This window comes from Polynucleobacter necessarius, assembly GCF_900095205.1.
GTDB lineage: Bacteria > Pseudomonadota > Gammaproteobacteria > Burkholderiales > Burkholderiaceae > Polynucleobacter > Polynucleobacter necessarius_E.
Genome location: NZ_LT606951.1, coordinates 1,730,073 through 1,744,179 on the forward strand (window position 1 = coordinate 1,730,073; position 14,107 = coordinate 1,744,179).

Sequence of the window (14,107 nt, forward strand, 5' to 3'; positions counted from 1 at the left end):
AAGCTAGTTCTGAAGCAGGAGGTGCTTTTTTAGCCGTGGTCATGGCATCTATTTTACAGAATATCTAGATTTTTCCGGTAATCCAGTAGGCAAAAAGGCCAACAATTTCATGAGTGAGGATCTTCCAGTTGCTTGCGCCATCCAATAAATCAAACATCGTCCATTGAAGACTATTCGCAGTTTGATAGTCCACGGGCATAGGGAGAACATCTAATCCTTGTTTTTTGAATATTTTTATCGAACGATACATATGACTTGCAGAGGTAATCAATAACCATGGCTTTAATTGTCCAGATTCCTCTTTTGACCCAAATTCCAGAATCATCGGTTTTGAATAAAGGACGTTTTCATAGGTATTTCGAGAGCGGTTCTCATAATGCGCCAATTCCTCACCCAAGCCCTGCTCTTGAATTAACCGCCGAAATGCGTCTGCCTCTGCAATTCCTGTTGGGCTAATGAGGCCTGATAAGCCGCTAAACACGAACGGAAGATTTGGGTTTTTGCGAATCATTTCTAAAGCTTTGGTAATTCTCTCTGCAGAAGACCTCAAAGAAACCTCATTACGGTCAACAATAATTTCGCCGCCCTCTATTGAGCCTCCCAAGACAATAATTCCCCCAAGATCTTTATTCGACACTATAGAAATTTCTGTCTTTGGCGCAGAATTTTCAAGTGCCCGAAGAAAAAATTCTGAAACAGGTAACCAACCAATCAATGCAAAATCTAGCAAAGCTAATACTAAAAATCTCTTGCAAAGATACATTTTTCGCAAAGATAAAAAAAATAGTGCTAGTAAGACAAAGATCAGGGCCCAATTAAGAGGCTCAATACAAAATTGCACTACTTTCGACAAAATAAAAAAATTCGTATCCATATTTCCTCAGGATCTTAACTGTTAACACTAATCCGCCCTCTGCATTCTCCTTAAATAAGCCCTAATATAGGGGTTATGCAAAAAGCTCTCGTTTGGCTCCGCCGTGATCTCCGCCTGTATGACCATGCAGCACTTCATCATGCCCTTCAAGAAAGTGAGCAAGTTTGGCTTGCCTTTATCTTTGATACCGATATCCTTAAGCCACTACTGAAAGGCGAACTAAATGCAGAAGGTTTGAAGCATGATCCGTCGAGTGGACTTCATTTGGCAAGGCTTAAAACAATAAATCAGGAGCTCCAGAAACAAGGAGGGGGTCTTATTGTTCGCTTTGGCAGGCCTACCGAGTGTGCATCCCCTCAAATTGCTAAAGAACTAGGTGTAGAAACAGTTTTTACCAATCATGACTATAAGCCTTCAGCAATAGAAAGGGATGCAACGGTTAAGACCTCCCCCGAAGAGTTGGGCATTCATTTTGAGAGCTTTAAAGATCAGGTGATTTTTGAGAAGAAGGAAATTCTCACTAATTCCAATACCGTCTTTTCTATCTTTACCCCCTACAAAAATAATTGGCTCAAAACTCTCCAAGAAAAAGATCTAGCTGCATACGAATGCAATCCTAAGCCAGGACAATTAGCAGCCATTCCCAAAAAAGTTCATCAAGCATTTCCCTCGCTCGAATCTATGGGCTTTTGCGCTACTGGCATTGAGACTTATTTGCCTCCTGGTTCTGAAGGTGGTCAAGCCTTTTTGGAGGATTTTCTGTCACGCATTGATCAATACCAAATTGGCAGGGATTTCCCTGCGACTAAAGGTGTCAGCTATCTATCTACCCACTTACGCTTTGGAATGTTATCTATCAGAGGATTAGTACGAGATGCTCATTGCCGAATGTTGGCTGGCAGCATGGGCGCAACTATTTGGTTAAGCGCACTGATATGGCGAGATTTCTATTTCATGATTCTTGCTAATCATCCACGACTAGCTAGTGGAGTATCGTTTAAACCAGACTATGGCAATATTGTTTGGGAATCCGGCACCAATGCCAAAAAACTGTTTAGTGCCTGGCGTAAAGGTCAAACCGGCTATCCCTTGGTTGATGCGGCTATGCACCAACTAAACCAAAGTGGTTATATGCATAACCGCTTACGCATGGTGGTTGCTAGTTTTTTAACTAAAGATCTCGGTATTGACTGGCGTTGGGGCGAGGCTTATTTTGCCGAACATTTAAACGACTTTGAATTATCTTCTAATAATGGAGGGTGGCAATGGGCCTCTTCATCTGGATGCGATGCGCAACCGTATTTCCGGATCTTCAATCCCATTACCCAATCAGAAAAGTTTGACTCTGACGGAAAGTTCATTCGGCGCTACTTACTTCATCTAGAAAAATTATCAAAAAATCGATCCATGCTCCTTGGAAGGCTGGGCATATTGAACTTGAGGCAGCCGGCGTTACGCTTGGTCGAGACTACCCACTTCCTGTGGTGGATCATGATGATGCGCGTAAAAATACCTTGGTACGCTATAGCGTCGTTAAGAAAGTTGCGTAACCAACAGATGCTTCCAACTAAATTACAAGGTAACTACAGATCCGATTTAATATAGGGTATGAGTAAGATCTATGCGGTAGGGGATGTGCAAGGATGCGCTCCCTCACTTAAATCCCTCCTAAAGAAGCTCCCCAAAAAATCAAAAATGATTTTTTTTGGTGATTTAGTCAATCGTGGGCCAGACTCGCTAGGCGCTTTACGTCAACTTAAATCCCTTCAAGAAGCGGGTCGTGCCGAATGCATTCTTGGAAATCATGACCTCCATCTTCTTGCAATAGACGCTGGCCTTCGCAAGACTAAGGGTCTGGATACCATTGAACCAATACTTTCTGCGCCCGATAGAAAAGAACTTATTCATTGGGTACGTAATCGACCTTTAGCACTGAGTAATGGTAACGTCTTGGCTGTTCATGCAGGCGCTCTACCCCAATGGGACCTTCAGCAAACAATTGAGTGCGCCCAAGAAGTTGAAAAAGCATTACGCGGAAAATCTTACAAAGAGTTTCTTGCGAATGTGTACGGCAATACTCCCAATCAGTGGAAAAACTCACTCAAAGGAAATGAACGTTTACGAGTCATCACAAACGCATTAACCAGAATACGTTTTTGCACCCCGACTGGACATATGGAGTTTGATAGTAAAGAGGGTCTAGAACAAGGTCCCAAAGGCTATATTCCATGGTTCAAAGTCCCCAGCAGAAAAACTCAGGATATTTTGACTTATTTTGGACACTGGTCTACCTTAGGCTTGTTGCGCCAACATAATGTAGTCGGATTAGATACTGGCTGCGTTTGGGGTGGAAAATTAACTGCGCTTGAGATATCCAGTTCCAATAAAGACTCCAAACGACTTGAGCTTATTCAAGTGAGCGGCTATGACCACCCACTTCGCATGTAAGCTACGATTTCTTAAAGCTTTTTAAATGAATTCTGGGCGGCAGTAACAATAACCTTTATCACTGTGTTGTCATGCGCTATGGAAGTAAATCCAGCCTCATAAGCAGAAGGCGCAAAATAAACGCCCTCATCCAACATGAGATGAAAGAATTTCTTAAATGCCTCAATATTGGTTTGAGTAACCGCCTCGTAAGAAGTGGGTATTTTGTCAGTAAAGTAAAAACCGAACATGCCACCAACACTATCTACTGAAAATGGTATTCCTGCCTCATCAGCGGCTTGTTTTAAACCGGCCATCAATTTATCCGTTTGGCCAGATAAGCATTCATAAAAACCTTCACGAGAAATAATCTCGAGAGTCTTTAAACCTGCAGCCACTGCTACTGGGTTACCGGATAGAGTCCCAGCTTGATAGACGTTTCCTAGCGGAGCCAGCTTAAACATGATTTCTTTCTTGCCACCAAAAGCGGCCATGGGCATACCACCCCCCATCACCTTACCTAGACAAGTCAGGTCCGGAGTAATGCCTTGTAAAGATTGAGCACCACCTAAAGCAACCCTAAAGCCCGTCATTACTTCGTCATAAATTAGAACACTACCATACTTGCTTGTCAGATTACGAATGGCCGCTAAAAACTCTTTTGACGGCTTAATCAAATTCATATTGCCAGCAATTGGCTCTATGATGACTGCAGCAATCTGGTCGCCCTGATTTTTGAAGACTTCTTCAATGGCTGCCACGTCGTTATATGGCAAGACTAAAGTATGTTTCACTAAATCCTGAGGAACGCCACCCGATGATGGTGCATTTTGGGTAGAGTCAGCAAACGTTAATAATCCCGAACCAGCCTTGACCAAGAGACTATCGGCATGTCCGTGATAGCAGCCCTCAAATTTAATAATTAAATCGCGACCTGTATAACCCCTTGCTAAGCGCAAGGCACTCATTGTTGCTTCTGTTCCACTAGATACCATACGCACTTGCTCAACGCTTGGCATTAAAGCGCATACACGTTCAGCTAACTCAATCTCCCCTTTCGTAGGAGCGCCATAACTAAAACTGGTTTCAGCGGCCTGCTGCACAGCTGCCACTACTTCTGGATTGGCATGTCCGACAATCATCGGGCCCCATGACATAATTAAATCAATATAATGTTGATCGTTGGCATCCCAAAAATAAGCGCCTTTGGCTTTCGAGACAAAACGGGGAATTCCGCCCACTTGACGAAACGCACGCACTGGAGAATTCACACCCCCAGGAATCGTCTTTTGTGCGCGACTGAATAAAACTTCGTTCTGATCTACTTTAGTCATCATTGTTTTCGAATTAAATCGCCATCATTTCAAAATCTTCTTTACGTGCCCCACACTCCGGACAAGTCCAATTCATCGGCACATCCTGCCATAAAGTTCCTGGCGCAATCCCCTCATCAGACAAACCAGCAGCTTCGTCATACACCCAGCCGCAAATCAAGCACATATAAGTTTTAAATTCCATCGCCTTACTCGCTCCGCTAATCTTTCGCTTTTCTAAGCTCTTGGTTTATTTTAAGGTTTTATTACTATCTTGATTTGCATTAACTTGGACGTTTAACATGCATTTCAAATTTAAATAAACGGCACTCTAGAGGACCATTAAATAAAGGTGTCCGCTTGGATTCTTTAATCCGCAACTGACCTGGAAGCGCCATATCTGCAGTGAGAACAAATATATTCCACCCGCCGAAATCATCTTTGAGGTGTTGTCCAAACTGGCGCAAAAACTCCACAAATTTCGGATCTTGCTCTTCCTGGGTTTGGAGTTTTTTCAGAGATTCACGGCTAGAACGCTTAGCACTCTGACGACCAGTTTCCAGATTTAACTCATAACGACTATCAGGCTCTTCCGCATCCTCAGAACGTGTATCGCGATCCTGACCACGGCCACCTTTGATAACCAAACGTTCGCCATAAGGTGGATTTAATAACATGACGCCAGCACGGGTATTGTCTGGAGGCTTTGCAGCCAAAGCATCAATCTGCCTTACTACCGGCTGATCGGGCAATTGAGCCCTTTGCCAGTTACCCTTAAACATCGATACCAATTTCTCGTTAATGTCGCCCCCAGTGATTTTCAACGAATCAACGCTAGGGAATTGCTTACGTTTTTCTAACATCAAAGCCAGAGCAGCCTCTTTTAAATCCACCCAACGATTTTTCTCGGCTACTTCGTTATACGGCTTGAGTCTCTGAAATCCAAATCCATGAGCAGAGGTGACTAAAGGACGGTACGCTAGTCGACTCGGTTTAGCATCATCTCCATACATTCCCGCACGAATCGCCCCAGGCGGAATAGCCAAAGCCATCTGTGCAGCCTCAATCAAAAAAGTACCACTACCGCACATAGGATCAAATAAAGATTGCCCTGGCGCCCAAGAAGTAATAGCTAAAATGCCAGCAGCTAAATTTTCCTTCAACGGTGCATCGCCTTTTTCATCGCGCCAGCCGCGTTTAAATAATGCCTCACCCGAGGTATCCAAATAAATCGTCACCTGAGTTGCCGTCAAATGTGCCTGCACTCTTACATCTGGAAAGGCGGTATCAATACTAGGACGATCGCCAGTAACATCCCGCAAGCGATCAACAATAGCATCCTTAATTTTAAGAGTTGCAAAATTCAAACTTTTCAAAGGCGAGCGGTGTGCAGTGACATCAACTCGTAATATTTGTTTGAAAGTAAACCACTCCTCCCAAGATAAACCACTAGCTAATTTATACAGATCTTCCTCTTGCCTATAGGGTGCCTGTGCCATTTGTAACAATACTCGACTTGCAATGCGGGAATGTAAGTTCAGCGCCATAGCCGCTGATATCGGAGCAGCCAACCTAATACCACCAGTAGGGCTAGCAGTAGGTGTCGGGTCAATTACCCACGCCCCTAATGCCTTACATTCTGGGCGCGCAGCTATCTTAGCCAACTCTTGGGCAAGAGAAACCTCTAAACCACCCGGACAAACAACAAAAAATCTCATAGAGCCAACAGTCTTATCAAAAAATAAAAATAGCGTTCAGTATTTACGGTTTAAAGAGCACCAAGGCCACAATCACCACGAGCAAGATGACGGGGACCTCGTTAAACCAACGAAACCAAACCCCAGAACGCTGATTTGCTCCATTGCGAAACTTCTTAAGCAAGCTTAAACAAGCATGGTGGTAGCCAATTATCAAGATTACAAAGAATAATTTAGCGTGCATCCAGACATCGCGAGCGCCAATGCCGAAATAGAGCCATAACGTCAATCCCAGTAAAACTGCTGGAATAGCCAAAATAATCATAAACCGAAATAGACGGTCAGCCATACCAAGCAGACGAGAATATGCCTCATTATTTTGCTCTTCAGCCAAGTTCACAAAAATTCTAGGCAAGTAAAACAAACCTGCAAACCATGAAGTAATGAATACGATGTGAAAAGTTTTGACCCAAAGGTAGGCATTGCTCATATTAGATTTACTTTATTTAAATTAGGTACGGATCTCGCCATGACCCATGACTACATATTTCAGAGAGGTCAAACCGTCAAGGCCAACAGGACCGCGCGCATGCAGTTTGTCATTTGAAATGCCAATCTCTGCTCCCAAGCCATATTCAAAACCATCAGCAAATCGGGTGCTTGCGTTCACCATCACACTAGCGCTATCGACCTCACGTAAGAAGCGAGCAGCATGCGCCTCATTATTGGTAATGATCGCATCGGTATGCTTGCTACCATATTGCTCAATATGATTCATAGCCTCATCGATATTAGCAACCGTCTTAATCGATAGAATGGGAGCCAAGTATTCGGTCTGCCAGTCCTCTTCTTTGGCATCAACCAAATTCTGGAAACCATGTGACTCAAGCGTTCTACGGGTTAATGCATCAACTCTTAACTCAACGCCTTTATCTTGATAAATCTTACAAAGGGTTGGCAATACTTTATGGGCAATATCCTGATTTACCAATAATGTCTCCATTGCATTGCAGGGGGCATATCGTTGCGTCTTGGCGTTATCACATACCTTTACCGCCATAGCAACATCGGCATCAGCATCAATATAGGTATGGCAAATACCATCCAAATGCTTAATCATCGGAACACGTGCCTCAACCATCAAGCGGGCAATTAAGCTTTTGCCACCCCTTGGAACGATCACATCAATGTATTGGGTCATAGTGATCATTTCACCAACAGCACTTCGATCGGTAGTGGTCACTACTTGGACCGCATCTTTAGGCAAATCAGCTGCAGCCAAACCTTCTTGAATAATCTTGGCCAACAACGTATTTGAATCAATCGCCTCGGAGCCACCACGCAAAATCACAGCATTACCAGACTTCAAGCACAATGCAGCCGCATCAATCGTCACGTTCGGGCGAGATTCATAAATAATGCCGATTACTCCTAGTGGTACACGTATCTGTCCGAGCTCAATACCAGACGCCTGTTTCTTTAATGCAGCAATTGATCCGATCGGATCTTCCAATGAAACAATTTGCTCTAAACCCAAAGCTATTGTTTCAATGGTTTTAGATGTCATCGTGAGGCGATCAATAAAAGCCGCATCCTGACCATTAGTCTTGGCTCGCTCCACATCTACTTGATTCACTTTCTGAATCTCACTAGCCTGCTGACGTACAGCAGCAGCAATATGCAACAAGGCTTGGTTCTTTTGCTCGTTTGAGGCGCGCGCCATTGCACGCGAAGCAACACGTGCTCGCTTGCCAATGTCTTGCATCATTTCTTGAATGGATGAACTCATTTCTTACGCTCTAATTACCTTCTACAACACCCGAATACAAATCTATCCCACATACTTATTAACGCAGTAAATTTCCGACTAAACGTAAACCATCCCAAGGGTCTGCTGGCAAATCTGCCGCATGTAATCCTTTAACCTGACGATCTAACCCCGCGGCAACCTGCATCGCTCTGCGCAACTTCAGTGGCTGAACCCTTCTTATGGCCGCTGGATATAAACGCTCTTTATTTCCCCAAATCCGATTAGCGCGCATTAAATTCTGCACAGACTCACCCGCATCGCTTGCCGCCTTTAATTTAGATAGTATCCGAAGCTCCTCGGTTACGCTCCACAGAATCAATACCAAAGGTTCGCCCTCACCCTTTAAACCATCCAACATTCGATTTAGACGAGCTAGGTCACCAGCGAGCATTGCTTCAGTGAGCTCAAAAACGTTATAGCGTGCCACTTTCAAAATTGAAGAACGAATCTGCTCCTCGGTCAATTTTCCCACGGGATACAGCAAGCCAAACTTCAAAATTTCTTGGTGGGCTGCAATGAGATTACCCTCGACCTGTTCGGCAATAAATTCAAGTGCACGTTGACCCTCTGGTCCACTCTCCACCTCTTGATCTTGGCGTTTAAGGCGCCCAGCAATCCATTGAGGTAAGTGGCTGCGATCTAAGGAATCAATCTGAATCGCCATGCCTGCATCATCTAAAGCGCTAAACCATGCTGACGTCTTAGTTTTGCCATCCAAGCGAGGCAATACGGTACAAACAACCGTATCTGGACCATCTGACCCGACAGACTGCGATGCAATTTGAGTTGCGAACTGTTTGAGCGCATCTGCCCCGTCTCGACCCGGCTTACCCGTTGGAATGCGTAACTCGATCCAACGCTTATCGCCAAATAGGGACATAGTCTGTCCTGCATTTAACAGCGCGCTCCAATCAAATCCACGCTCCTGCAACAACACTTCACGCTCAGTAAAGTTTTGCTTTTTAGCTGCGGCTCGCAATTGATCCACAGCTTCCATCATCAGCAGTGGTTCATCGCCAGAAAATATATACAGCGGCGACATCACCCCACCAGAACTCAATGACTTCAGGTGCACTAGCAAGGCATCTACTTTGACCATGCCTTTTTAGCCTCTAGAATGATTTTGTTTGTGGCGCTCTTGGAGGAGCGGCTACACGACGTAAAATTTGAATAGCCAAATCTTTGCGCATTAAAGTGAGGAACTGCTGGATTTGGACATCAGTTATCAAAACAGTGGAAACCGTAAAGTCCATATCCCGAGCCATATAAATCTCGGCTTCAGGTACTATTTCAGCTCCTGCCAAATCGTATGCTCTAAAGCCCACACGAATATTCAGACGATATGCAGATACTTGACCGTTAGAGTTGTAAGCCAATATCTCGCGACCATTAATGTCATTGGTAATTTCTAATATTAGGTCTGCATCTTTTGGATTAATTGTTACCTGAGCATCAGTGCCTGTCAAAATCGCTGTTTGCAAATTTGCCCTCAAAGGGGGAGAAGGGTTACCCGTAATTGCAATCACCTTAAAAGGCAAATCCGCCATACCTCTTAAGCGAAAGCCGCAAGCAATCAAACCACCCAAAGGGGCGGTAGCAATAAAACCCATTATTGAACGTCTTAGGTAATTTGCGCTCATCGCTTTATTTTCTATAAAAGGGTTAGGCAACAATATTTACTAGGCGACCGGGCACCACAATTACCTTCTTCGGTACATTGCCATTTAAAGCTTTTTGCGCTGGCTCGCTTTGTAAAGCTAAGACCTCAATTTGTTCTTTGCTAGCTTCAGCTGGTACCCGAATATCACCTCGCAACTTACCATTGATCTGCAGCATTAAGGTGATTTCTGTCTGAACCAATGCTGCTTCATCTACGGATGGCCATGGAGCATCCAGCAATGGTCCAAAGCTCTTGTCATAGCCAACCTCTTTCCACAAGACGTGAGTCAAATGCGGTACAACTGGATAAAGAATACGCAACAAGATACTTAAACACTCACGCAGGACTGGCGCACTGATAACGGGATTCTGATCCAGTTTGATTGGCTCAAGAATATTTAGCATTTTCATTGCTGCAGAAACCACCGTGTTATATTGGCGACGCTGATAGTCAAAATTGGCTTGCTTAAGAATAGTGTGTACCTCACGGCGTAATTCTTTTTCAGCATCACTCAGATCTGTAGGCAAACTGTCAGATACCTCTCGCAATACATTTGATTGACTACTTGAATACATCCATGCCCGACGCAAGAAACGAGAAGCTCCATCGACGCCAGCACCTGACCACTCCAATTGTTGCTCAGGAGGTGCAGCAAACATCACAAATAAACGTGCAGTGTCAGCACCATATTGATCAATTAAGGCCTGCGGATCAACACCATTGTTCTTACTCTTGGACATCTTCTCAACGCCACCAATGACTACTGGCGTATTTGAAGCATCACCAATTAATTTAGCGCCTTGTGGGCGACCTTTTTCATCAAGGTCTAATTCAACATCTAATGGATTGAGCCAGGTCTTTTTGCCCGAAGCATCCTCAGAGTAATAAGTCTCATTGAGCACCATGCCTTGAGTTAACAAGTTCTGAAAAGGCTCATCGAAGGTAATCAAATTAAGATCTCGCATCACCTTAGTCCAGAAGCGCGCATAGAGCAAATGCAAAATGGCATGCTCAGTACCACCAATGTATTGGTCCATTGGCATCCAATATTCATTGCGCTCATCCACCATCGTATTGGCATTGGGTCCGGTGTAACGCATGAAGTACCATGAAGAGTCCACGAATGTATCCATGGTGTCAGTTTCCCGACGAGCTGGCTTGCCACACTGAGGACACTTTACATTCAGAAAGTCAGCGCGCTTATTTAATGGATTCCCGCTACCATCTGGAACGCAATCTTCTGGCAATACCACTGGCAAGTCCGCCTCTGGTACTGGTACAGCACCACATCCTAGATTAGCTTCATCACCGCAATGAATAATCGGAATCGGCGTACCCCAGTAACGCTGACGGGATATACCCCAGTCACGTAATCGATAAGTAGTTTTTATTTCTCCAATACCGAGCTTTTCTAATTCTTTAGCAACGGCACTGACTGCTTCATCATAGCTTAATCCGTCAAACTGAGCGCTATTAAAGCAAACTACACCTTCCTTTTGGGCATACCAATCTTCCCAATGAGTAGGGTTAAACATCGGTGATTCATCTTTAAGCGCAATCACCTGTTTAATAGGCAATTCATATTTCAGAGCAAAAGCAAAGTCACGTTCATCGTGTGCAGGCACACCCATTACAGCGCCATCACCGTAGGACATCAGCACATAATTACTAACCCAAACTGGAATTGGTTCATGCGTCAAAGGGTGGGTCACATAGAGACCAGTAAACATCCCCTCTTTTTCTTGAGTAGCCAGGTCAGCCTCGATCACGCTACCCGTTTTACATTTATCAATAAACGAGGCTAATGCTGGGTTATTCGCTGCAGCTTTAGTAGCTAACGGATGTTCAGCTGCTACCGCACAGAAGGTAACGCCCACAATGGTATCGGCACGCGTAGTGAAAACGTATAACAGACCATCTTGAATAAAATTACCGTGATCGTCAGCGATCTCATGCTTAAAAGCAAACCGCACTCCCCGACTTTTACCAATCCAGTTTTGCTGCATTGTCTTAACGCGTTCAGGCCAACCCAAACCATCCAAACCTGAGAGTAATTGCTCTGCATAAGCGGTGATATTGAAGTAATAGCCCGGAATCTCACGCTTCTCAACCAACGCACCAGAACGCCAACCACGTCCATCAATGACTTGCTCGTTTGCTAAAACAGTTTGATCAATTGGATCCCAATTGACGACCTGGGTTTTACGATAGGCAATACCCTTTTCTAACATCTTCAAAAAGAGCCATTGATTCCAACGATAGTAATCTGGACTACAAGTTGCTACTTCACGAGACCAATCGATAGCCAAGCCCATCGCAGCCATTTGCTTTTTCATATAAGCAATGTTGTCGTAGGTCCATTTTGCTGGAGGCACTTTATTTTGAATCGCTGCATTTTCTGCAGGCATCCCAAAGGCATCCCACCCCATCGGCATCAGCACGTTGTAACCCTGCATCCGCAACTGGCGAGCCATTACATCATTAATAGTGTAATTACGCACATGGCCCATATGTAACCTCCCAGACGGGTAAGGCAACATAGAGCAGGCATAGTACTTAGGCTTTTGCTTACCCTGGGCATTCACTGCATTCTCAGCCACTCGATAGACTTGCGCAGCTTCCCAATCAGCTTGCGCTGCCGCTTCAATACTGCGGTAGTCGTAATCCTTACTCATTCTTCGACAACTCTTTTCTTCTATTTTTAATTGAATAGCTAATTACTTGTTACTTACGCAAACCGAGAACATCTTGCATATCAAATAAACCGTTGCTTTGGTTTTGCAAGAATCGTGCTGCACGCAAAGAACCCTGAGCATAGGACTGGCGGCTTGAAGATTTATGGCTGATCTCAATACGTTCGCCATCACCAGCAAACAATACGGTGTGATCACCTACGATATCGCCACCACGAATTGTGGCAAAACCAATTGAACCCTCTTTGCGCTCACCCGTGTGCCCTTCGCGTGCGTAACCCGTGTGCCCTTCGCGTGCGTATACAGCTACATCATCGAGCTTCTCGCCTAAGGCATCCGCAATGACTTCACCCATCTTAAGGGCCGTTCCCGAAGGGGCATCTACCTTGTGCTTGTGATGTGCTTCAATAATTTCAATGTCATAGCCTTGATTGAGCATCTTGGCAGCAATCTCCAAAAGCTTAAATGTGACATTAACGCCCACACTCATATTCGGCGCAAACACAATCGCTAATTTTGCAGAAGCATTTTTTAAGCTATTCATTTGATCGGGACTCAGGCCAGTTGTACCAATAATCGTTTTAGTACCCATCTTTTCCGCAACCGCTAAATGCGACATAGTGCCTTCGGGCCTAGTGAAATCAATCAGAAATTCTGAATTATTTAAAACCTGTGCGACATCAGAAGAGATGAGTACACCCGTTTTCTTACCCAAGAATGCGCCAGCATCTTCGCCAAGTTGTGAACATGAGGAATGCTCTAGAGCACCAACGAGTTGTGCATCTGTCGAATTGAGTACGGCCTCAATTAACATTTTACCCATACGACCAGTAGCCCCTGCAATTGCGATCTTCATCATTTGTATCTTCGCTTCTTAATCATTAAAAATTGCTGAGGAAACTGATTTCAGCAACAACACAAGTATTTTTACTTAGCTTCACTAGCTGGCACATCATTATTAAGCGCCCCCGGACCCAAAGGCTGAGGCTGTGCTTGCGGATCCTTTTTGGAAAAACTAAAAAAGTCCCAGAATGAGCTACTTGTCTCTGCAGCAGGAATAACTGCACCCGCTGGTAAGTTATCTGTTTTGCTCGGAACCAAGACTTCAGGCTGCTGCAATGGCGGAGTCACTGGTGGTTTATTTGATCCAGCAACGACATCCCAAAAGGAGCGTTTAGTTTTTGCGTAACCATCGATCTCAGCAACTAACTCCACTTCTGTCGGCAAAGCATCGCCCTCAAACTTGACCACTTTGTCGCCATTGAAAAAAACAGTGACATGACGTTCTTTGCCAATAGGCTGACCTTCACGCTTAAATTCAAAAACGTAATCCCATCGATTTGCATGGAAGTAACTGGCTAACAGTGGAGCACTCAAAATTTGACGAACCTGCTCACGACTCATGCCTACTTGCAATTTGGCGTATTGCTCACTGGAAATAAAATTTCCCTGAACTATGTCGGGAACATAAGGCCTAAAAATCTTATTCATCCAAGCGCGCTGAATTTCATCAACTGCAGATGTGCAACCTGCAATACCTAAGGAGATCGCAATAGTTGCAGCCAAAATTCCCGATCGAGGAAGAAGGGAAATACCCTTTAAAACCGAGTTCAAAGGACAGGTAAATAGTTCA

At 44.4% G+C, this 14,107-nt stretch carries 12 protein-coding genes and 1 pseudogene; 2 read left to right on the plus strand and 11 right to left on the minus strand.

Features of this window, described 5'->3' with window-relative positions; all coding sequences use genetic code 11:
- Positions 1-64 precede the first annotated feature (64 nt).
- Positions 65-715 (minus strand): YdcF family protein, encoded by a 651-nt coding sequence (locus DXE37_RS09590; RefSeq protein ID WP_231971315.1) that lies wholly within the window; start codon positions 713-715, stop codon positions 65-67.
- Between the two features lie 234 nt (positions 716-949).
- On the opposite strand from DXE37_RS09590, the pseudogene DXE37_RS09595 reads away from it, so the two are divergent.
- Together DXE37_RS09595 and DXE37_RS09600 are read left to right on the plus strand one after the other, a co-directional pair.
- Positions 950-2,424 (plus strand): annotated as a pseudogene (locus DXE37_RS09595) (cryptochrome/photolyase family protein).
- A gap of 58 nt (positions 2,425-2,482) precedes the next feature.
- A complete protein-coding gene (locus tag DXE37_RS09600) occupies positions 2,483-3,322 on the plus strand; it encodes a symmetrical bis(5'-nucleosyl)-tetraphosphatase (RefSeq protein ID WP_114637333.1) in 840 nt (279 codons plus the stop codon).
- An 11-nt stretch (positions 3,323-3,333) separates the two neighbouring features.
- Here DXE37_RS09600 and hemL read toward each other — a convergent pair whose 3' ends face one another.
- The 10 genes from hemL to DXE37_RS09650 all read right to left on the minus strand — a co-directional run bounded on the left by hemL (position 3,334) and on the right by DXE37_RS09650 (position 14,088).
- Positions 3,334-4,635 (minus strand): glutamate-1-semialdehyde 2,1-aminomutase, encoded by a 1,302-nt coding sequence (hemL, locus tag DXE37_RS09605; RefSeq protein ID WP_114637592.1) that lies wholly within the window; start codon positions 4,633-4,635, stop codon positions 3,334-3,336.
- Between the two features lie 13 nt (positions 4,636-4,648).
- Positions 4,649-4,819 carry a rubredoxin gene (locus DXE37_RS09610; RefSeq protein ID WP_114637334.1) on the minus strand — a complete coding sequence of 57 codons (171 nt, stop codon included), beginning with the start codon at positions 4,817-4,819 and terminating at the stop codon, positions 4,649-4,651.
- Positions 4,820-4,898: 79 nt separating this feature from the next.
- Entirely contained in the window at positions 4,899-6,332 is a 1,434-nt protein-coding gene (locus tag DXE37_RS09615; RefSeq protein WP_114637335.1) for a THUMP domain-containing class I SAM-dependent RNA methyltransferase, read from the minus strand.
- 43 nt (positions 6,333-6,375) lie between these two features.
- Positions 6,376-6,801, minus strand: coding sequence for a CopD family protein (locus DXE37_RS09620; RefSeq protein ID WP_114637336.1), 426 nt, complete (start codon positions 6,799-6,801; stop codon positions 6,376-6,378).
- A 21-nt stretch (positions 6,802-6,822) separates the two neighbouring features.
- Positions 6,823-8,100, minus strand: coding sequence for a glutamate-5-semialdehyde dehydrogenase (locus DXE37_RS09625; protein ID WP_114637337.1), 1,278 nt, complete (start codon positions 8,098-8,100; stop codon positions 6,823-6,825).
- A 58-nt stretch (positions 8,101-8,158) separates the two neighbouring features.
- Entirely contained in the window at positions 8,159-9,220 is a 1,062-nt protein-coding gene (gene holA / locus DXE37_RS09630; RefSeq protein ID WP_114637338.1) for a DNA polymerase III subunit delta, read from the minus strand.
- Positions 9,221-9,233: 13 nt separating this feature from the next.
- A complete protein-coding gene (locus DXE37_RS09635; RefSeq protein ID WP_114637593.1) occupies positions 9,234-9,761 on the minus strand; it encodes an LPS-assembly lipoprotein LptE in 528 nt (175 codons plus the stop codon).
- A gap of 22 nt (positions 9,762-9,783) precedes the next feature.
- Entirely contained in the window at positions 9,784-12,456 is a 2,673-nt protein-coding gene (gene leuS / locus DXE37_RS09640; RefSeq protein ID WP_114637339.1) for a leucine--tRNA ligase, read from the minus strand.
- A 49-nt stretch (positions 12,457-12,505) separates the two neighbouring features.
- Positions 12,506-13,330 carry a 4-hydroxy-tetrahydrodipicolinate reductase gene (gene dapB, locus DXE37_RS09645; protein ID WP_114637594.1) on the minus strand — a complete coding sequence of 275 codons (825 nt, stop codon included), beginning with the start codon at positions 13,328-13,330 and terminating at the stop codon, positions 12,506-12,508.
- A 71-nt stretch (positions 13,331-13,401) separates the two neighbouring features.
- Complete coding sequence (locus tag DXE37_RS09650) at positions 13,402-14,088, minus strand: outer membrane protein assembly factor BamE (RefSeq protein WP_197713236.1); 687 nt, start codon at positions 14,086-14,088, stop codon at positions 13,402-13,404.
- Positions 14,089-14,107: the final 19 nt, after the last annotated feature.